Origin of the sequence: Acidovorax sp. LjRoot194 (genome assembly GCF_964253015.1) — a bacterium.
Classification (GTDB): Bacteria; Pseudomonadota; Gammaproteobacteria; order Burkholderiales; family Burkholderiaceae_C; genus Acidovorax.
The window spans coordinates 2,277,461-2,297,688 of record NZ_CAXUQB020000001.1; the positions used below are offsets into that span (position 1 = coordinate 2,277,461).

General features: G+C 66.1%; 17 protein-coding genes. 3 read left to right on the plus strand and 14 right to left on the minus strand.

The window, feature by feature from the left end:
- Nucleotides 1-186 precede the first annotated feature (186 nt).
- From ACSQ3N_RS10275 to ACSQ3N_RS10310, 8 genes are all read right to left on the minus strand, one after another.
- The gene (locus ACSQ3N_RS10275; protein WP_082516754.1) at nucleotides 187-498 is read right to left on the minus strand and encodes an NTF2 fold immunity protein; all 312 of its coding nucleotides are present in this window, start codon (nucleotides 496-498) and stop codon (nucleotides 187-189) included.
- Nucleotides 495-791, minus strand: a complete 297-nt coding sequence (locus tag ACSQ3N_RS10280; protein ID WP_082516755.1) for a DUF4329 domain-containing protein — start codon at nucleotides 789-791, stop codon at nucleotides 495-497. Before ACSQ3N_RS10280 ends, ACSQ3N_RS10275 begins: the two co-directional genes overlap by 4 nt.
- 93 nt (nucleotides 792-884) lie before the next feature.
- Nucleotides 885-1,277, minus strand: a complete 393-nt coding sequence (locus tag ACSQ3N_RS10285) for a hypothetical protein (RefSeq protein ID WP_156371940.1) — start codon at nucleotides 1,275-1,277, stop codon at nucleotides 885-887.
- A 17-nt stretch (nucleotides 1,278-1,294) separates the two neighbouring features.
- Nucleotides 1,295-6,184: an RHS repeat-associated core domain-containing protein gene (locus ACSQ3N_RS10290; protein ID WP_436146179.1), complete on the minus strand. Its 4,890-nt coding sequence runs from the start codon at nucleotides 6,182-6,184 to the stop codon at nucleotides 1,295-1,297.
- 403 nt (nucleotides 6,185-6,587) lie between these two features.
- Nucleotides 6,588-7,349 carry an SDR family oxidoreductase gene (locus tag ACSQ3N_RS10295; RefSeq protein WP_056167948.1) on the minus strand — a complete coding sequence of 254 codons (762 nt, stop codon included), beginning with the start codon at nucleotides 7,347-7,349 and terminating at the stop codon, nucleotides 6,588-6,590.
- Nucleotides 7,350-7,470: 121 nt separating this feature from the next.
- Nucleotides 7,471-8,106 carry a DUF2889 domain-containing protein gene (locus ACSQ3N_RS10300; protein ID WP_436146180.1) on the minus strand — a complete coding sequence of 212 codons (636 nt, stop codon included), beginning with the start codon at nucleotides 8,104-8,106 and terminating at the stop codon, nucleotides 7,471-7,473.
- Nucleotides 8,107-8,214: 108 nt separating this feature from the next.
- On the minus strand, nucleotides 8,215-9,648 hold the full coding sequence (locus tag ACSQ3N_RS10305; protein ID WP_056169177.1) for an aldehyde dehydrogenase family protein: 1,434 nt from the start codon (nucleotides 9,646-9,648) through the stop codon (nucleotides 8,215-8,217).
- Nucleotides 9,649-9,753: 105 nt separating this feature from the next.
- Nucleotides 9,754-10,458, minus strand: a complete 705-nt coding sequence (locus ACSQ3N_RS10310; protein WP_056167951.1) for a Crp/Fnr family transcriptional regulator — start codon at nucleotides 10,456-10,458, stop codon at nucleotides 9,754-9,756.
- A gap of 167 nt (nucleotides 10,459-10,625) precedes the next feature.
- Here ACSQ3N_RS10310 and ACSQ3N_RS10315 point away from each other — a divergent pair, with 167 nt between their 5' ends.
- On the plus strand, nucleotides 10,626-11,150 hold the full coding sequence (locus ACSQ3N_RS10315; protein WP_056167953.1) for a DUF962 domain-containing protein: 525 nt from the start codon (nucleotides 10,626-10,628) through the stop codon (nucleotides 11,148-11,150).
- A 172-nt stretch (nucleotides 11,151-11,322) separates the two neighbouring features.
- Nucleotides 11,323-12,195 (plus strand): bile acid:sodium symporter family protein, encoded by an 873-nt coding sequence (locus ACSQ3N_RS10320; protein WP_056167956.1) that lies wholly within the window; start codon nucleotides 11,323-11,325, stop codon nucleotides 12,193-12,195.
- 181 nt (nucleotides 12,196-12,376) lie between these two features.
- Here the strand turns inward: ACSQ3N_RS10320 and ACSQ3N_RS10325 are convergent, their stop codons facing one another.
- The 5 genes from ACSQ3N_RS10325 to ACSQ3N_RS10345 all read right to left on the minus strand — a co-directional run bounded on the left by ACSQ3N_RS10325 (nucleotide 12,377) and on the right by ACSQ3N_RS10345 (nucleotide 18,821).
- A complete protein-coding gene (locus tag ACSQ3N_RS10325; RefSeq protein ID WP_056167959.1) occupies nucleotides 12,377-13,540 on the minus strand; it encodes an ABC transporter permease in 1,164 nt (387 codons plus the stop codon).
- Nucleotides 13,541-13,821: 281 nt separating this feature from the next.
- Nucleotides 13,822-14,994, minus strand: a complete 1,173-nt coding sequence (locus ACSQ3N_RS10330; protein WP_056167961.1) for an ABC transporter permease — start codon at nucleotides 14,992-14,994, stop codon at nucleotides 13,822-13,824.
- Between the two features lie 265 nt (nucleotides 14,995-15,259).
- Nucleotides 15,260-16,426 carry an HlyD family secretion protein gene (locus tag ACSQ3N_RS10335; protein ID WP_436146181.1) on the minus strand — a complete coding sequence of 389 codons (1,167 nt, stop codon included), beginning with the start codon at nucleotides 16,424-16,426 and terminating at the stop codon, nucleotides 15,260-15,262.
- A gap of 8 nt (nucleotides 16,427-16,434) precedes the next feature.
- Complete coding sequence (locus ACSQ3N_RS10340) at nucleotides 16,435-17,868, minus strand: TolC family protein (protein WP_436146182.1); 1,434 nt, start codon at nucleotides 17,866-17,868, stop codon at nucleotides 16,435-16,437.
- Between the two features lie 131 nt (nucleotides 17,869-17,999).
- Complete coding sequence (locus ACSQ3N_RS10345) at nucleotides 18,000-18,821, minus strand: metal-dependent hydrolase (RefSeq protein ID WP_436146183.1); 822 nt, start codon at nucleotides 18,819-18,821, stop codon at nucleotides 18,000-18,002.
- 149 nt (nucleotides 18,822-18,970) lie between these two features.
- On the opposite strand from ACSQ3N_RS10345, the gene ACSQ3N_RS10350 reads away from it, so the two are divergent.
- Entirely contained in the window at nucleotides 18,971-19,591 is a 621-nt protein-coding gene (locus ACSQ3N_RS10350) for a TetR/AcrR family transcriptional regulator (protein WP_436146184.1), read from the plus strand.
- An 82-nt stretch (nucleotides 19,592-19,673) separates the two neighbouring features.
- On the opposite strand, the gene ACSQ3N_RS10355 is transcribed toward ACSQ3N_RS10350, so the two are convergent.
- Complete coding sequence (locus ACSQ3N_RS10355) at nucleotides 19,674-20,060, minus strand: VOC family protein (protein ID WP_436146185.1); 387 nt, start codon at nucleotides 20,058-20,060, stop codon at nucleotides 19,674-19,676.
- Nucleotides 20,061-20,228: the final 168 nt, after the last annotated feature.

Genomic DNA, 20,228 nt, shown 5'->3' on the forward strand with positions numbered 1-20,228 from the left:
ATTTTGCCGCATGGGCTTCGCCTCGCGGGGGAAGCCCTTGGTGCCGGAGTTGATCGGGGTCAGTTTTGGCGCAGCAGTGCCTTGAGCGTTAACGTAAGCAGACCAAGATGCCAAGTTTTCGTAAGCAATGAGTTGACTGTTTCTTCGATGACGGCTATTGATTTTTATGACTCGGGACGTTGTATTTCACCTCGAGTGGCTAAGCTGGATAATTTCTCCATTTTTTTTAATCCTGATGTGCGCAGTTCCTCCAACTTCCTGAGGGCTAAGCGATCCTTTAATATCCCAAATGTCCCCGTTCAAATTTGCAGAAAAAGGTCTTTGCTCTTTTATTTGATTGACTCCATAAATTTTAATTAAAATTATTTCTGCCACAGCGATTGCGGTTGCCTCATCTGGCAGAAATCCTTCCTTGGGAGTGAAGCTTTGCGTATCGCGTCCTGCGGCATACGGGGAGAATAATATCAATGAAGTAGAGAGCATCAGTCCAAATATCATATTAATTTTGCTTTGACCTTTTTGATGGTTCCGTCTCTTTCAGTCTTGTAATCGTGGCGCTTTAAATTTTCAGACGGTGTTCCGACATATCCGTCAATGCCATGTCCGTCTGCATCACGTGAATCTGAAGTAGAAAAATCTTCGCTATCATCCTCTGGATCGGGGCCGTCATGAGTATGGTAGTGGGCTGTCGCTTTGGTGTTTGGGGGCACGAACCCGGGCCTCCCGGGTTTCAGCAGATTTTCCACCGCGTTTTGGTCGTGTGTATTAATATTTGCCTTTGTTGTCTTGATAAATCATCCGGCCAAACTCAGGGTTTTTCTACTTGGTGCAGGATTGATATAATTTATCTCGGCTTTTGCCGAGGTGAGGTTTTTTAACTTTTTTTAGCGACCTTTTGTAGTGAAATATGATTTTTCTGGCTGATCCAAACTGCTATTCGAAAAAAATTCAATGTAGGCGGCTTGTGGTTTTTCGGAGTTCTTGCATGACTTGTACCAAATCCGCACAGCAATTCCGGTGTTGAGCTTCGAGATTTCTTCATCCCCTCCAAATGCCGAGTATGCCTCTTTTAATTCTCCCAGTTTTACGGAGACAATCTTTCTATCAGGGTATTTTTCTATTTTTATTTCTTGATTGTTTTTCTCAATTAAGTATCCGGCAAGATTTCTGTTGGATGTTTGTCCTTCTTCTCCGTCTGGTACCGGCAACACACATTTCGCTTGTGCTGAGAAAGAAAAAAATGCCAAGCATACGATTGTATGTTTGTGAATATTCATGAGCAGTTTGTTCGTTGTTACTGTACTTTTGCATTGGTTATGCCGCCGTTAGGCAGTTCGCCATTCCTGATGTAGTCTATTGAGTTATTCGGATTGTTTGTTTTAAAATCTTCGGAGGCACTGCATAGTTTTTCAATGTCTTCATTTTGAGTGCGCGTGCATCCTAGAGTAGGGTTCCAGCCTTGCCGGGGGGAAAAGGGATCCTTTAAACTCGATCCTCCTCCATGAATCCATCTTTGCCTATTATCCGTCGTCATCCATTTGGCCGGCCCAAATGCTTTGTTGAACTTTGGGTATTGGCATTTTGTGAATTTCCCACTGTATGCATCCGAGGCGCCAGCTTTCGCCTTGCTGGTAACCTGATTTCTCGATTCCATTTCTAGTATCGACCTGCCGTTGGAGTCCATCATTATGGTTTTTCCATTGTTTATGTCGGTGTAAACTAGTGCGTTGCCTGAGCCATTTCCTATAGCGTCCAACCCTAAAGGGTCTAAAATCTGCACTGGATTCAAGTTCGCATATTGATATGGTCTCGGCCCGCCTGCCAGTCCAATAGGATCCTGAGTCACATACTGCCCAACCCCCGGGTCGTAGAAGCGAAAACGGTTGTAATGCAGCCCGGTCTCCGCATCAAGCTGCTGTCCCTGCAAGCGGATGGGTTGATGGATGCGGTGGGGGTTGTACTCCTGCTCGATCTCGCCCCAGGCGCCGTATCTTGCAGCCCAACTCACCTGTCCCGCCTCTTTTCCGTTGGCGTTGACCAGCGCAATGGGTGTGCCCAGGTGGTCCGTCAGGAAGTGCCGGATGGTCAGCGGGTGGGCATCCTCGGTGTGGGCTTGGGTGTCCTTGAGGAGCTGCAGTGACTGTTCCACTTGGCTTCGCATCTCCTGCGGCAGCAGGGCGGACAGCTGGAAGTCCGGCTGCAGGACCTCCTTCAGCGCTTGGTGCAGCATTTCCTGATCGCGGTGCTGCAGCTCTGGTTCTGGCGCTTGTGGGTCGCCATTGCCGGCCAGGTCCAGCAGTGTTTTGACGGGGTTGGTCTGCCCATCTTTGTGGCGCTCGATCTGCAGCAGGGGCACAAAGCTGCCCGGCTCGTACACCGTGTGCTGGATCTGACCTTGGGATTGGGTGTGCACCAGCCTGTCCCCATCCCAGCCGTAGTGTGTGTTCTGGCTGTCCTTGCCGGTTTTCTGGTGTGCCTTGCTCACCCTGCGTCCGAACGCGTCGTAGCGATAGCTGGTTTTGCTTTGCACCTGTCCTTGCGGGTCGATCTGTGTGACTTGCCTGAGCTGGTGCAGGGCGTCATAGCGCAGGGCGGTGGTGCTGCCGTCGCCATGGCAGGCTTCGATCCGGTTGCCCCAGTCGTCGTACCGGTAGTGGGTCGCTCCTTCATCATCTACGCCCTGGCTCCAGCCGATGCGGTTGTCCCGCCAGCGCTCCACGTACTCTGTGGCCGGGCTGTCTGTGGTGGGTTGAGGCTGCAGCAGGTTGAAGCGTGGGTCGTGCAGGTGCTGCTGGACCTGGGCGGCCCAGTCAGGGTTGCCTGTGTTCTTGGTTATTGAGCGTTGAATGGTTGCCTGCTCGGGCAGCCGGTTGCCCGCCGGGTCCAGTCTCCAGCGCGCTTGCTGCTCACCCTGGGCACTGGCGCTGCGCTGGCCTGTCAGGCGCTGGCGGGCGTCGTACTGGTACGCGTCTGCGTGGGTCGGGGTCTGGATGCCCACCAACTGGCCCAGGCTGTCGTAGGTGTAGCGGCGTTGCCGCAGGCCGCCGATGAGGGGCGCTGCGCTGGCGGGGGCACTGTTTTGTCCGGGCAGGCCTTGCCAGCGCTGGTGCAGCAGGCGGCCCAGGGGATCGAGCTGGCGGCTCTGGGTGAGCGCTGCGCTGGCCATCTCGCCAGGCAGCAGGTGCAAGGTGCGGCCCACTTCGCGGTGCAGCTTGTCGCGCTCCAGCGCCACCAGGGGCATCTGGTTGAGCAGCACGCCGTGCACGTGCCCTGAACCGCAGCTGAGCCAGTCGAGCTGGCCGATACCCTGCAGTTCGCTGGTCTCGCGTTGCCCCAGGGCGCCCAGGCGGTGGTGGATGCGGTGTTCGAATTCAATGACAGGCTCGCCGCTGGAGTTGCTGTACAGCGTTTGCACTTCGCCAGTGGGGCGCCTCAGGGCATCGCGCTGCAGGTCCACGCGGCTGGTTTGGTGCAGCCGGTGGACTTGCAGATTTTGCAGCAGGGGACTGCTGGCCAGAGTTTGGGCGTCGTGCTGTTGGCTCAGGGCACTGTGAAGCTGCTGGGTGTTGATCTCCAGCCAGGCGGTGATCAGGGCGGCTGGCGCACTAACTGCCTCAGCACCTAATGCATTGCCGTGTTCTTGCTCTCCAGACCCTTCCAACTCCCAGCCCTGGGTGTCCAGGAGCTCCCCGCTGTCGCTGTAGCCGAACTGGTGGATCTGCAGGTCTGTGTCTGCGTCGCGTGTGGCCGACTCTGCTTCACCAACCCTCCTAACCTTGCCGGTCACGCGGTAGATCAGCCGCCCTGCGCTGTCGTAGTGGTAGCGGCTGCACACAGTGCCATGGCCTTGGCTTTGCGCGCCCATGCCGCTGTCCTGCGCATCGGTCTTCTCGATCAGCTGGCCTGCCGCGTCGTAGCTGTAGCTCTGGCTGCGCCCATCGAACCCTGTCTCCCGGACCAGTCGGTCTTGGCTGTCGTAGGCGAAGCGGGTGACCGCGTGGTTCTCGTTCACGAGCTCGGTCAGGCGCCCGGCCACGTCGTAGCGCAGGTGCAAGCTTGCGCCCGCCTGGGTCTGCGCGGTGACGCGGCCCCACAGGTCGTGCCCGTAGGTGATCGTGGTGGTCTGCACCGGCGCACCGGATGGTCCTGCTGTGGGGTTTGCCAGGGCGCCCAGCGTGATGGCCTGCACCTGCTCGTTGTCGCCCCAGCGGTATTGCACCAGCGTGCCGTCCGCCTGGGTCGTCTGCTGCAGTCGCCCCATAGCATCGCGCTGGTGGCGTATGCGTTGACCCAGGGCATCGGTCTCTTCGATGAGCTCGCCCCAGGCGTCGTGCTGCCAGCGGCTGGTGTGGCCCGAGCAGTCGGTGTAGCTCGCGAGCTGGCCGACGGCGTTGTAGCCCAGGGTCTTGCGCCCGCCCTGGGCATCGATCAGCGCAATGGGCTGGTCCACCCAGGCGCGGGCGTTGCCTGCGGCGGCGTGGGGCGGGCCGCTCAGGTATTCCAGTCGGGTGGTGAGGGCGATGTCGCCCGCCACCACGGTGGTTTGCACCAGGCGGGCCCAGGGGTCGTACTGGTAGTGGGTGTGGATGCCACTGGCGCTCGTGCTGTGCAGCAGCAGGTCGTCGGCGGCGGTGCCGGGCAGGCCCCAGCGCTGCTGGCTGCTGCGGCCGTCGGGCCCTTGGACCCCGAGCAGGTGGCCCTGGCCGTCGTAGCGCCAGTGGGTGGTGCGCCCCAGGGCGTCGGTGGCGGCAATGCGCCGGCCTGCGCTGTCGTACTGGTAGTGTGCTTCGCTGCCGTCCGGGTGCACCTCGCGGGTGATGCGCTTGAGGCCGCCGGTGCCTTCGTGGTGGTACCGGGTCACGCGCTGCAGGCTGTCGCGCACGGTGGTGCAGCTGGCGGCCCGGGGGGCCTGGGGGTGGGCCTCTTCGTAGTCGAAGTAGTAGCTCAGGCCTTCTTCGTTGTGGTGTTCGGCCACGCGGGCGCCGGGGCGGGGGGAGAGGTGGCCGAGGTTGCCGCTGGCGCGCTGGTCTTGGCGCTGGTCTTCGTAGATGTAGGTGTGCTCGGGGCCGTTGCCCACCCGGTGGGCGACCATGCGGTGGGCGCTGTCGTAGGTGAACTGGCGGGTGCGCCGGCCGTCTCGGGCGTGCACGGCGATGAGGTCACCCTGGGGGCTGTAGTAGTAGCGCACCAGGGGGATGGGGTCGTGCCTGTGTGCGCCAGCACCGGAGCCTGAGCCAGAACCCGCATGCTCGGGGTCGTGCGGGTTGTGGGTGCAATCCACGCCGATCAGGCGCAGGCCGCTGTCGGGGTTCAGGCCTGGTAGGGAGGTCTGAGTGGACGTGGCCGTTGCTGCGCCGTTAGGCTGGTTGTACAGCAGCGCATAGCGCCGGCCCGCCCCGTCGGTGATGCCTTGCAGGCGTCCGTGCTCGTCGTGCTGGTAATGCTGGCTGCGTCCGTACGCATCCATCAGGCCGATGAGCCGGCACAAACCTTTGGAAGAGCCCTCGGCCTGCACCTTGAAGAGCCAGACGGTGCGCCCGCCCTGCGTGGCGGCCAGGACGTAGTCGGAGCCGGCCTTGGCGGCGGCAGGAACGTGGGCCCAGCGCTGTTGCTGGTGCCAGGGCAGGAGTTCTTCTGCGGTGTTGGGGTGGGGGTTGGAGGTGGAGGTAACAGTGGCCGCCGTATCCGTCGCCGGACTGTTCCCGGACAGTTTGGTCAGGGTCGGCGCCACGCCCATGCCCCCTCCGCGCATCAGCAGCAGGCCTTCGCTGTCGCTGTGCAGGCTCTGGCCCGGCTCCAGCGCTTCGTCGAACGTGATGACGCGCCCGCCCGCATCGCGCAGCAGGGTCTGTGTGGCTTGGAGCTCGATGCTCAACTCGTGCGGCAGCTTCCAGCCGTAGCCCAACAGCCCGCAGTCGCCGCCGTGCTCCGCGTTGACGTAGCTGCTGTACTGGCGCTGCCACACCAGCGGCATGGGGCCGGGCAAGGCAAAGTCCAGGTCTTCCGTGCCCACCAGCACTTTGGCGCCCAGCGTGGGGTTGACGGGGCTGCCGATGGCTTTGCCGCCCGGGCAGCTGGAGCAGGCGATGCCCCCTTGTGAGCCGATCAGCACGGTCAGCGATCCCTGCGTGATCGGCCCTCCGGACTTCGTCAGATCTCCCAGCCTTGCTGCCGGCTTGCCCATGGTGATTCCCTCTCGATATCATTTTTTGTGTAGCGATGTCCCCTCTGGAAGGGGGCTTCAAATCGCCGCGCATGATAGGTTCGAGGGAGTGCAAAACAGCTGCCGGGGCGTGCTTGTTTTATCGTCCGATACAACTCTTACGCGGTCATGAGAGACCTGTCGAAAAGACGTTGTAGTTCAGTGTTTCATTGGGATTTTCGAGGTGCATACGCATTTGAAAATCTTGATGGCGAGGGCGATACGCCGGGCTTGCTACACCTGCTGCTGAAGCAGCGCAGACGTCGACGGCGTCGTCGACGTTGCTGTCAGTTATGCAATGGGCCGCTGGTGGCCTGAAACAACCCGGCGCGGCGCAGTGCGCTGGCGAGCGCGCCCGGCAGCGCCAGGCGCCGCCAGGGCGCTATTACACGCAGCGCGCGCCGTCCACCTCGATGCACACGCCGCTGATGAACGCGCCTTCGTCGCTGGCCAGGTACAGCGCGGCGTTGGCCACGTCCAGCGCGGTGGAGAAGCGGCCCAGCGGGATGGTGGCCAGAAACTTGGCGCGGCGGGCTTCGTCCACCGGGCCGCCCGCGAATTCGGCGGCCAGGCCAGTGTCGGGGTTGAACACGGGGTTGATGCAGTTCACACGGATGTTGTCGGGGCCCAGTTCGGCGGCCATGGACTTGCTGGTGATGATGACGGCGCCCTTGGAGCCGTTGTACCAGGTCAGGCCCGGGCGGGGGCGCAGACCGGCGGTGGAGGCGATGTTGATGATGCTGCCGCCGCCCGCCTTGCGCAGTTCGGGCACGGTGTGGATGGCCGACAAGTAGATGCTTTTCATGTTGATGGCATAGACCTTATCGAAGTCTTCTTCGCTCACTTCCAGCATGGGGCGGTTGCGGTGTGTCCAGCCGGCGTTGTTCACCACCACGTCCAGGCGGCCGTACAGGCGCACCGTTTCGGCCACCAGGGCCTTCACTTCGGCAGAGCTGGTGACGTCGGCCTTCACGAACGCCGCCGTGCCGCCAGCGGCGGTGATCTCGGCCACCACGCGCTGGCCGCCGGCTTCGTTGATGTCGTTCACGATGACCTTGCCGCCTTCAGCGGCCAGGCGCTTGGCGATGCCTTCGCCGATGCCGTTGCCGGCGCCGGTGACGATGATGGATTTGTTCAACACGCGCATGGAAAGGCTCCTCGATTCAGTCAATCAGATACAACAATAAAAACGTGAACAATCAAATTCGATAGCAGCTGACGCTTGTGTAGAAAGCGGTAGCGGCATTTTTGAATGCGATAGCAGGGGGTCACGCGGGTGGCACCGTCGCAGTGGCCGTCTCGGGAGCGCGGTCGGCGTCGAGTGCGGCCTGTAGCGCAGCCTGCACCGCGCCTGCGACCTGGGGCGCGCGCCGGTAGAACTGCGGAAAGTACTCCTTCACGCCGTCGCCGTTGAAGTCCCAGCCCGTGCACTGCCCCAGGTGGCGTGGCGGCTCGTCGGGCTGGGCCGATGCGAACACGGCGGGCACCGACTGGAACGCCGCGGTCGCCAGGTTGAACAGCAACTCGCGCAGGTGCGTGCAGCTTTCCACGCCGCCCAGGTGCTTCTGGATGGACTGGCGCCAGCCGCGCGCCATGCTGCAGCCGACCATGCGCTGCAGTGCGGGCTGGGCGGCGGTGCAGTCCTTGAGCGGGTGCGCGTCCATGGCGACGTCGATGGCCTGCACCACGAGCTGGCGGTTCACCGTCACGCGCAGCCACATGTGGTGGATGGGCTCGCCGGCCCGGCGCGTGCCGGTGGGGTCGCGGAAGGAGGGTGCGTCGTAGGCCTTGCTGTCGTGCAGCTCGCCTTCGATATCCCACAGGCCGTCTTCACGCTCGAAGCCCTGGTAGTTCACCCGGCGGACGTGCTTCAAGGTGCGGGGTGCAGGGGGGCTCAGCGGCATGTGGTTTGGGGCGTCGACAACAAGAAGAAGCACAGGTTAGGGCCGGCGGGCCGCGCCGTCGCGCGCGAACGCGACAGGCCGAGGGCGGAAGGGCCGGCCGCGCAGCGATCAGCCGTACTTGATGGCCACGGTTTTGAGCGTGGTGAAGCCGTACAGCGCCTCGAAGCCCTTCTCGCGGCCGTAGCCGCTCGACTTGACGCCGCCGAACGGCAGCTCCACACCGCCTGCGGCGCCGTAGTTGTTGATGAAAACCTGGCCGCTGTGCACGCGCTTGGCCATGCGGAACTGGCGGGCGCCGTCGCGGGTCCAGATGCCGGCCACCAGGCCGAATTCAGTCGCGTTGGCCAGCTCTACCGCGTGGTCTTCGTCCTGGAAGGCCATGGCCGACAGCACGGGGCCGAAGACTTCTTCCTGCGCCAGGCGGTGGTTCACCGGCACGTCGCGCAGCAGCACGGGGGCCTGGTAGTAGCCGGTGTCGGGAGCGTCGGGCACCACGATGCCCTGGCCCACCATGGGGATGCCGGCCACCTGTGCGTCCGACAGGAAGTCCCACACGCGCTGCTGCTGTGTCTGGCGGATCAGCGGGCCCAGGTCCAGGTCCATGGCGGCGGGGCCCACGCGCAGCTTGTCAAACGCCTTGCCCAGGCGCTCGAGCAGGGGCTCGTAGATCAGCGAATCGATCAGCACGCGCGAGCCGGCCGAGCAGGTCTGGCCGGAGTTCTGCACGATGGCGTTGATGACCACGGGAATGGCGGCGTCGAGGTCGGCGTCCGCAAAGATGATCTGCGGGCTCTTGCCGCCCAGCTCCAGCGTCACGGGGCAGTGGCGCTCTGCAGCCACCTGCTGGATCAGCGTGCCGATCTTGGGGCTGCCGGTGAAGCTGATGTGGTCGATGCCGGGGTGGCGCGCCAGTGCGTCGCCCACCTCGTGGCCGTAGCCGGTGACGATGTTCAGCGCGCCGGACGGAAAGCCCACCTCGGCCGCCAGTTGCGCCACGCGGATCAGCGACAGGCAGGCGTCTTCGGCCGGCTTGACCAAGCACACGTTGCCCGCCGCCAGGGCGCCGCCCACGCTGCGGCCGAAGATCTGCATGGGGTAGTTCCAGGGGATGACGTGGCCCGTCACGCCGTGGGGCTCGCGCCAGGTGAGCACGCTGTAGCCGTCGGGGTAGGGGATGGTCTCGCCGTGGAACTTGTCGCAGGCGCCGGCATAGAACTCGAAGTAGCGCGCCAGCGCGATCGCATCGGCCCGCGCCTGCTTGGTGGGCTTGCCGCAGTCGCGCTGCTCCAGCGCTGTGAGCTCGTCGGCATGCTCCAGGATCTTGGCCGAGAGCTTTTGCAGCAGCCGGCCGCGCTCCACGGGGGCCACCTTGTGCCACACCGCGTTGTAGCACTGGCGCGCCGCATGCACCGCCGCGTCGATGTCTTCGGCGTTGCTGCGCTGGATCTCGTCGAAGGGCTGGCCGTCCGACGGATCGATCACGGGAATGGTGCGGCCCGAGGCGGACGCCACGGAGGCGTTGGCAATGTAGTTCAGTTGCATGGCCGCCATTTTGCCCGGAAATGGAATGTGTGCTTAGTATTTGTGTGCAAAGCGCTGCTGCCGCCCTGCCAGCAGGCGCAGTGCGCTATGGATATGAGAGCGAATTCAGTGGCAGGACGCGCGCAATGCGGCCAGGTCCAGGATCTCGACCTCGCCGCGCTGCACGCGCACCAGGTGGCGCTGCTCCAGGTCCTTGAGGATCTGGTTGGTGGTCTGGCGCGAGATGGCCAGCATCAACGACAGCTGCTCCTGCGAGATGGACAGCACGCGGCGCGACTGGCCCTCGGCCGTCCACTGGCCGTAGCCCTCGGCCATCATCACCAGGCGGCGCGCCAGGCGCTGCGGCGCGGGCAGCAGGGCCAGCTCTTCGATGGCGACGAAGGCGGTGCGCAGCTTGTCGGTCAGCAGCAGCGCCAGCGCATGCCAGTGCACAGGGTGCGCCTGCAGCCAGGCCTGGAGCCGCTCGTGCGGCACCTGCACCAGCGTGCTGGCCTCGGTGGCATGCGCGTCGTGCGTGCGGGCCGAGCCGTCGAACACCGAGATCTCGCCAAACCAGTGCGGCGGCTCCAGCCGCGTGAGCAGCGCCGAGCGCGCCTCGTTCGCCCGCCCGCCCGTGCCCGAGATACTGATGGCCCCGCGCACCACCGCATACAGCCCGCAGGGCGCATCGCCGCGCAGGAACAGCACCTCGCCCGCGTTCAGCTGGCGCAGGTGCGCCATGTCGATCAGGGGCTGGGCAAAGTCGGGCGGCAGGTGCGCAAACCAGCGGCCGGACGCAAGGATGGGCAGGTAGGCGGCAGGGTCGGTCATGCGGGCTGGATGGGGCCTGAATGCGGCGCGGTGTGGGGTGAAGGTGGGTTGAGGGAGGGCGGGGATAAGCCGGTGCCAGTGTGCCTTTTTTGTCGTGTGCACGACAGACGCTGGCGGGGCCGCGGCGCGAGTATCGATGCTGCTCAAAACAATAGCCGGAGACACCCATGAAAACCCTGATCGATCACCTGGCCCAGTACGCCGACTACCACCGCGACCCGCGCAACATCCACACCCATTTTGTGGGCGTGCCGATGATCATGTTCGCGGTGGTGGTGTTGCTGTCGCGCCCCGCGTGGATGGTGGGCGATCTGCCGCTGACGCCGGCGCTGCTGTGCGCGCTGGCCGCCAGCATTTTCTACATGCGGCTGGACACGCGTTTCGGCCTGACCATGGCCGCGATTTTGGCGGCCATGCTGGCCGTGGCGCAATGGCTGGCCGTGCAGAGCCTGGCCGTGTGGCTGGGTGCAGGCATCGGCCTCTTCGCGGTGGGCTGGGTGATCCAGTTCGTGGGCCACTACTACGAGGGCCGCAAGCCCGCGTTCGTGGACGACCTGATGGGCCTGCTGGTGGGGCCGCTCTTCGTGGTGGCCGAGTGGGCCTTTGCGCTGGGCCTGCGCAAGGACGTGCAGGCCGCCATCGAAGCGCGCAGCGGTCCGGTGCGCCTGCGCACGGGGCAGGCCGCGGCATAACGCACGCCGCTGGCTCGCTGCGCGCGCTTCCTGCTTTGTCTTCCTTTTCGTCTTTCTTCTCCTTGTCGTCGGGATAGCGGCATCCTGCCCACGGCGCCTGTCCAGGTGCCGTGGGCGCTGCCGTTCGTACCCGCATTGAACGGAGCGCGGCCCCCGCTGGCCGCGTGCGCCCATGAGTTTCGTTGCCATCTTGCCCACGCTGCTGTTCATCGCGCTGGGCCTTGTCATGTTCGGCCTGGGGTTGTCGCTCACGGTGGGGGACTTCGCGCGGCTGGCGCAGCACCCGCGCGCGGTGCTGCTGGCCCTGGTGCTGCAGGTGCTGGTGCTGCCCGCGGCGTGCTACGCGCTCATCGTGCTGCTGGGCGTGGCGCCGCTGTACGCCGTGGGGCTGATGCTGCTGGCCGCATCGCCCGGCGGCGTGTCGGCCAATTTGTTCAGCCATTTGTTCGGTGGCAACGTGGCGATGAACATCTCGCTCACGGCCATCAACACCGTGCTGTCCATCGTGAGCCTGCCGCTCATCACCAACTGGGCCATCGGCACCTTTGCGCACACGGGGCAGGTGGTGCCGCTGCAGTTCGGCAAGGTGGTGGAGGTGATCGTCATCGTGCTGGTGCCGGTGGTGCTGGGGATGTGGGTGCACCGGCGCGCACCGGCCTTCAGCGCCCGCATGGAAAAGCCGATGAAGATCTTCAGCGCCGTGGTGCTGGCCGCGTTCGCGCTGATCGCCATCGCCAAGGAATGGACGGCGCTGGTGGAGTCCTTCGCAGGCATCGGCCCGGCAGTGCTGCTGTTCAACGCCATCAGCCTCGCATCGGGCTACTACCTGGCGCGTGCGGCGGGGCTTGCCAAGTCCATGGCCACGGCCATCAGCTTTGAGATCGGCATCCACAACTCCACGCTCGCCATCTTCATCGCGCTGTCGGTGCTGGAGAACTTTCAGCTCGCGCTGCCGGCGGCCATTTACTCGGTCAGCATGTATGTGATGGCGACGCTGTTCGGCATGGTGGTGCTGCGGCGGCGCGGCGCGACCCCTGCAACGTGATCTGCGTGCGGCGGGGGAGCGATGAGGTTGTGAGCCGCGGCCGCCGTTCGGGCTGAGCCTGTCGAAGCCTTGCGCAGCGCTTCGACAGGCTCAGCGTGAACGGCGATGGGCGGTTCGGTGCAGGCTGCCGGCATCACGGCATCACGGCATCACGGCATCACGGCATCACGGCATCACGGCATCACGGCAGGCGTTCGCCTGCCACGGGCCGCGCCCGGTACAGCACCCCGGCCGTGCACACCGCACACAGCGCCACCAGCGCACACAGGTAGGGCAGGGCTGCTGACAGCGGCGCGCCCAGCTGGTTGAGCCGCAGCGACGCCTGCACGCCCGAGGAGCTGGGCAGCAGCCAGCGCAGCCACTGCAGCGGCCCGGGCAGCGCCTCCACAGGCCAGGAGAAGCCAGCGACAAAGGCGATGGGCAGGGTGGTGAACAGCAGCACCTGCAGCGCGCGTTCGCGGTTGCCGAACCACAGCCCCAGCAGCGCGCCCAGCGCCGCGATGGCGGGCACGTAGCAGGCCAGCAGGGCCAGCGCGCCCAGCGGGTTGCCGCCGCGCGGGTAGTCGTGCAGCACGAAGATCCAGCCAAAGTAGAACAGCCCGCTGGCCCAGCCCAGCGTGCACAGCGCCAGCAGGCGCCCCAGCCAGGTGGTGGCATCGGCGCGGTGCTGCCCGGCCTCCACCCAGGTGCCGGCCAGCAGGGCCGCGCCCATGAGCAGCGTCTGCTGCAGAATGAGCAGCGCCACGGCGGGCACCACGAAGCTGCCGTAGCCCTCGGTGGGGTTGAACAGCGCCACCAGCTGCAACTGCACCGGCGCGCGGCTGGCGCGGGCCTGCTGCGCGCTCTGGCCGCCGGCCTGCAGCTTGCGGATCTCGACCCCCGCGGAGACGGTGCCCACGGCCTCGGCAAAGCCGTACTGCACGGCCTTGTTGAGCAGCGCATATGCGCCATTGGCCTCGATGCTGACCACGGCGCTCTCGCCGCGCACCACGCTGCGCTTGAGGCCCGCGGGGATGACGGCATAGCCTTCGATCTCGCCGCGCCACAGGGCCTCCTGCGCCTCACGCTCGCTGCCGGTGACCAGGCGCACCTCGATGCGCGGGTCGGCATCGGCAAACCGCGTGATCTGGCGCGACAGGCTGCTGCGGTCCATGTCCACCACGGCCACGGGCACGCGGGTGAGCACCTCGTCGGCGTAGAACCAGGGGTAGAAGAAACCGTAGAGCACGGGCGCGCCGATCAACAGCAGCAGCACGCCCTTGTCGCGGGCCACGGTGGCCAGGGCCAGCAGCCAGGCGTGCAGCAGGTTGCGGGGTGCGGTGGGTGGTGGGGGCAGGGCTGTCATGTCAGATGGAGGCGGCGGCGCTGTGCCGCCGGCGATGTGTAGGGCGCGCGGGTATAGCTCTCTCTCCCCTTGCGGGAGAGGGCTGGGGAGAGGGGGAGGTGGTTGCGGGCACTCTGCCACTTGCTAAGGCCCCCTCTCCCCAACCCCTCCCCCGCGAGGGGGGAGGGGCTCTGTGGGCGTGGCAGCCGCTGGCGAGGTGCACAGGCATTGCTCCCTCTCCCCCCGCGGGAGAGGGCGGGGGAGAGGGGGTTGCAGCCGCATGCCCGTCGCCGCACTTCATCTCACCGACCTCCCCACGTCTCGGGCCGCTGCACTGCGCGGTGCAACCCCGCCGTGCCCACCAGCCACAACACCAACGCGGCCACCAGCAGCGCCACCACGGTCGACACGCTGGTGGCCAGCGGCGCGCCCATCTGCAACTGCTCGATCTGCAGGCGGATGTAGTGTGTGAACGGCATTGCCTCGGCCCAGGCGCGGGCGCTGGCAGGCATGCCGGCCAGTGGAAACGCCACGCCGCTGAAAGCGAAGGCCGGTGCGGCAAAGAAACCCGCGCCCGACAGCGCCGTGCGCAGCGAGCGGCTGACCGCCGCCAATGCCGCGCCCGCAGCGAGCGACACGGCCATCAGCAGCGCCAGCGCGCCTGCCACCCACCACAGGCTGCCCGGCGGGTGCCAGCCCCGGCCCCAGGTGATGCCCACCAGCGCGAGCAGTCCCACCAGCGTGAGCAAAGCCCAGGGCAGCGCCAGCTTGCCGATCAACGCGCCTGCGGTGCTGAAGAATGGACCCCTGCCCAGCCATTCCCCCACGCTGCGGTCGCGCAGCTCGCGGCCCACGGCCCAGGCGCCGGCCGTCATGGCCAGGATGTGCAGCAGCGCGGGGATGAGCGCCGCGCCCAGAAACTGCTCGTAGTTGCTGGACACATTGAACAGCGCGACCATCTGCGTGTGGATGGGCTCCATGCTCACCCGCACGGCCCGGGCCGGTTCGCCGCGCTTGTTGCGCGCGGCCATCTCGATGCCGGCCGACAGCGTGCCCACCGCCGTGCGCACGTCGCGCTGCAGCAGGCCCGAGTGCGTGCCCATCTGCGCGTTGTGCAGCAGCGTGACCTGCGCAGCGCGGCCTTCCTTCACGGTGCGTGCAAAGTCGCGGGGAATGATCACCACGGCATACACGTCGATGCTGCGCAGCCCGCGCTCGGCCTCGGCCCCGTTGGTGTAGTGCTGGGTGATCTGCACGCCCGGCGTGGCGTCCAGCATGCGCACCAGTTGGCGCGACAGGCTGGAGTGGTCCTCGTCGACCACGCCCACGGCCAGGTGGCGCGGCAGCCCGGCTGAAAAGATCCACCACAGCAGCGCCACGCCCAGCAGCGGCACCCAGGTGACCATGGCCAGGTCCCAAGGGTCGGCCCAGAGGCGGCGGGCTTCGCGGCGAAAGCTGTTTACTATCGAATTCATAGCTGCTCGCGCTTGCTAGACAAGCGGTAGAGGCACTTTTTGATTGAATTCCCGCTGCTGGGCAGGGCTCGAGTCTGAGTCCGAGCCCGAGTCCCCATCGGAGTCCGACGAGCCGATGCGCAAAGCCGCACCCCGCCCCCGCCCGTTCGGGCTGAGCCCGTCGAAGCCAGGGCGCCAGTGCTGCGCAGTCTTGCGGCCCTCACGTGCCGAATGGCGCAGCGCAGCCACAGGGGGCTGAGGAAGCACATCGAAGCCACCACGCCCGTCACTGCACCAGCACCGTCATGCCGGGGCGCGCGCCTTCGATGGGGGCGGCAGGCCGGGCGCGCACTTCGAACGTGCGCACATCAAACCCCTGGCCCGCACGCGTGGCGCGCCAGGTGGCGAAGTCGGGCAGGGCGGCGGTGTGGTAGACCTTGAACTTCACGGTCTTGCTGCCGTCCTTGCCGTCTTTGCCGTCTTTGCCGCTCAAGGCTGGCAGTGTGGCGTCGAATTCCTGGCCGATGGCAAAGCGCTGCAGGCGGTCCTCGCGCACGTTCAGCACCACCCACTGGTCCTTCAGGTCCACCACCGTGACCACGGCCACGCCCTGGGGCGACAGCTCGCCGGTGCGCGCAAGCACCTTGGCCACTTCGCCGGCCACGGGGCTCTTGAGTTCGGTCTCGGCCTGCGCGGCCTGCACCTCGGCCACCACGCCGGCCACCTGGCGCGCCTGGGCGCTGGCGGCCGAGCGGTCTTCGGGGCGGGCGCCGGCGCGGGCCAGGTCGTACTGCGCCTTGGCGGCCAGCGCCTGGTCGCGCGATGCCTTGAAGTTGGCCTCGGCCTCGTCGCGCTTTTGCGCAGCCACCAGGCCCTCGCGTGCCAGGCCGTCCACGCGTTTGAAGGACGACTCGGCCAGCTCGGCAGCGGCTACGGCGCGCTGCCAGTTCAGACGGGCCATCTCCACCTCCTGCGGGCGGGCGCCGTGCTGGGCCTTGTCGGCCACGGCCTGGGCGGCCTCTTGCGCGGCGGTGGCCTGGGCCAGCTTGGCCTGCACCTCGGGGCTGTCCATGCGGATCAGCGGCGCGCCCACGGCGATCTGGTCGCCTTCCTTCACCAGGATCTGTGCAATGCGCGCGGTGACCTTGGGGGCGATGTCGGCCTCCTGCGCTTCCATCTGGCCCTGAAAGACCTCGGGCGCGGGCTGCGAGGCCTTCCACAGGCCGAAGCCCACGAAGCCCGCCACAGCCACCACGGCGACCGTGCCGATCACCGAGGCCTTCTTGCCGTTGCTTTTGTTGTGGGTGGGGCCGGACGTGTGGGCCGTGTGGGCCGCGGGGGCCTTTGTCGCATTGGTGGCGGAGCTGGCCGTGCTGGCGGTGGGGGGCGCGCCGGCGGGGCTGCGGGCGCCGGTGTCGGTCGGCTCGGAAGGGGTGTTCGTGTGGTTGCTCATGGGTGGGCTCACTCTACTTTCAGGGCGTCGGCGCGCGCCATGTATTTGCCAAAGTCTTCCGACAGGCCGCAGCTCTCCAGCAGGTCGGCCAGGGCCTTCACGTAGTCGTGGGCGGCCTGGGCGCGTTCGGTCTGGGCCTTGGCCTGGTTGACCTGTGCGTCGATCAGATCGAGCGTGGTGCTGGTGCCGGCTTTCAGGCCCGAGGTGCGCAGGCGCAGCACTTCGTCGGCCAGCTCCAGGCTGGGGGCCATGGCCAGAAACTGCCTGCGGGCCTGTTCCACGCCCAGCCAGCGCTTTTCCACCAGCAGGGCGATGTCGTTCTGCGCCTGTGCGCCGGTGCGCTCGGCCTGTTCGATCTGGCGGTTGGAGGATTCGGCCAGCGCGTTGCGGTCGATGGAGTCCCACAGCGTCCAGCGCACGCCCACGCCCGCCACCCAATCGGCCTCCTTGCCGGTCTTGAGCTGCCGTTGGCCGAAGGCAAACACCTGGGGCTTGCGCAGCGCCTCTTGTGCGGCGCGCAGCTGCGTGGCCTGCTCCTTCTTGGCGGCGACCTTGGACAAGCCCGGGTGACGTGCAAGCGCGGTGTCGGTGAACTGGGCCAGGGGCGGCAGCGGCTCGCTCAGCACGAACAGCGGGCTGGTGGGCGTGACGCGCTCGGTCGCCTTGAGGGTGCGGGTGAGTGCGGTGGCGGCCAGCTCGGCATCGTCGCGCGCCTTGCGGGCGTTGCGGCGGGCTTCTTCCAGCGCAGAGCGGGCCTGCAGGCGCTCGACGCGGGCGATCACGCCAGCATGAAGCATCTTCTGGGCGGCTGCATCGTGCTGCTCGATGGTGACCAGGGCCGCCTCGCGCAGCACGGCGGCGCGCTCGGCCAGCTGGGTGCCGAAGTAGCGCTGCACCAGCAGCGTGGTTGCCTCATGGCCCGTCTTGGCGGCGTCTGCTTCGGCCTCGTGCGTCATCGCATCCAGCAGGCCGCGCGCCGCGTTGCTGGCACCACCCATGTAGATGGGCCACACGGCCGAGACAGACGATGTGGTGTCGGTCTTGTGGCGGTTGAGCGTGTAGCTCGATGGCAGGTGCGGCAGTTGGGCCAGTGGTGCGGCCAACTGCGGCGGCAACTGCGACAACACGCCGGGCAACACGCGGTTGAGCGGGTTCAGGTCCACGTCCAGGTTGGCGTTGTAGGCATAGGCTGCGCCTGTCAGGTTCACCACCGGGCCGCCCAGGCGCTGCATCGCATCGCGGCGCAACTGCGCGCTTTCGACGGCGTTCTTGGATGCAGCGAGCTGGTCGGAGCGCTGGCCCAGTTGCTGCAGCGCGGTGTCGAAGGCCATGGGCTCGGCCTGCGCGGGCAGCGCGGTGAGCGCCAGCGGGGCGGTGGCGATCAGGCACAGCAAAGCTTCGCCTGTCCGGCGCGTGCGCCGGTGCGGTCGGTTAAGGGTCATGGTGTCAGCTCTTGGGGGTCAGGCCCGGCGTGGAAGGGGGATGGCCGGTGGTGCATTGCCAGGCAGGTGGGTGGAGTTGTAGCAGCACAGGGCTTGCGGGTCAAAAGGGCGGTGCGCAGGGCAGGGCGGTGTCAGCGGGCACCCACGGGGGTGAGGGCATCGCTGTGCTCGGCCAGCCAGCGCACCGAGAGGTCGCTGCCGTGCTGGCTGGGGTGGAAGTCGCGCCGCAGGTAGGCGCGCCAGGGCTTCCAGGTCTCGCGCACCAGGCCGCCGCGGCCCAGCAGCGTGCGTGCCGCGCCGGCCCAGGTGCTCCACTTCCACAGCGTGCCGTCCTGGCGCAGGTTGGCCACGGTCTGGCGCAGCGCATCGGCCAGGAACACCACGGTGATGCGGCGAAACCAGGTGATGCGCCAGTCGTGGTTGCCGCCCAGCGCCTGGTACAGGTCGAACGCCGTGTTGCGGTGCTCGGACTCTTCGGCGCAGTGCCACTGCCACATGGTGGCCAGGCGGGGCTCTGCGCCCTCCAGCGTCTCGGGGTGGGCCAGCAGCCATTCGGCCAGCAGCGCGGTGAAGTGCTCGTTGGCGGCGGTGACGGCCAGCGGGTGGCGCGGGTCGGCGCCTTCAAAGAGTTTCATGCGCTCTTGCGCGCGCGGGGCCCATGCGTTGACGAAGCCCTGCTTTTCAAGGTGGCCGTTGAACAGCGCATGGATGCGGCGGTGGGTGGCTTCCTGGCCGATGAAGCCGCGCACCTCGTCGGCAAAGCGGGCCTGCTGGTCCGGCGGCAGCGCCTTGTGGCCGCCCTTCACCGAGTCGATGAAGAACTGCTCGCCCACCGGAAAGCTCATCGACAGCGCATTGAAGAAGGCCGAGCGGAACGCGTCGCCGCCGCACCAGTGGCGCGCAAACGGCGTTTCAAGATCGATCAGCAGGCGGCGGACAACAAGCTCGGTCATGGACAATACTCCCTGGATATCCCGGCGAGGCGGTGTGGTACTGATGTGTACCAGCGGTTCGCATCATGCCTTCCGGGTGTGGTACTGTCAAGTACCGGTCCATGCCGCCCCCCATTTCCGCTTTCAGGACTTCTGCCGCCGCAGCACGCATGACGCCCCTTGACGCCCCGGCCTCCGCCCCGCTCGCCACCCCCGCCCCGGAACCCCGCGCCCGCCTGCTCGAAGGCATGGCCCGCGCGGTCGCATCCAAGGGCTACGCCGACACCACCATCGCCGACATCGTGCGCGAGGCCAGCGTGTCGCGCCGCACCTTTTATGAACACTTTGCCGACAAGGCCGAGTGCCTGATCGCGCTGTACGAGCTGGCCAGCGGCAATGCGATCGGCGTGCTGCGTGCCGCCATCGACCCGCACAGTGACTGGCAGGCGCAGGTGGAGCAGGCCATGGGCGCGTACTTCGGCGTGCTGATGCGCAACCCGGTGCTGCTGCGCACGCTGTTCATCGAGATCCTGGGCCTGGGCGCACCGGGCCTGGCCGCGCGGCGGCGCGCCAACCAGCAACTGGCCGACCTGATGCTGGACGTGGTGAACAACCGCACCGGCGAGCGCCTGCGCAAGACGCCGCTGCAGCCCACCATGGCGATGGCGGTGGTGGGCGGCATCAACGAAATGGTGCTGCAGTCCATCGAGCAAGGGCGCGCCGGCGAACTGCAGGAGCTGGTGGCCCCCGCGGCCGCGCTGCTGCGGGCGGCGGTGTTTGCGGAGTTCTGATCCGCGTCTCCGACGCACGGGATATCCGGCCTGCTGGTGAAGAAGGGCCGCTGCCACTGCCGAGCGTCTCCCCGCTGCGCCTTCAGACCTCGTTGGCGATCTCGATCAGATTCTCGTCCGGGTCGTAGATGTAGACCGAGCGAAGCCGTTGGCGCGCCCCCGTGGCACCCACCGGCCCCTGTACCACCGCGATGCCCTGCGCCTGCAGGTGTGCCAGTACATCCTCGATGGGCGTAAGGGTGATGAAGCAAAGGTCGCCCGAGCCTGCCGTGGCGTGGCGCACATTGGGGTCCACCACCGTGCCCACTTCGTGCAGATTGATCTTCTGGTCGCCGAAGTGCAGCGCGTGGCGCCCGGGCTTGAACTCGCGCGTGGCCATGCCCAGGACGCGTTCGTAGAACGCAATGGTCGCCGGGATGCTGGCGACGGTCAGGACCAGATGGTCCAGGGATTGCACGGTGATGGGCATGGGGCTCCTGGAAACGGTTGTTCAATGGTGCGAGGCCTGCGGAAGGCCCGCGTGCGAATGCGGATGAGGATGCGGATGCGGGCCGAGGCCGTGCGAGCATATGCAAGCCGCAGCCTTGCATCGCCCAACCTGGGTTAACCCGCCGGCATCAACCCCCCAGGTGCAGCG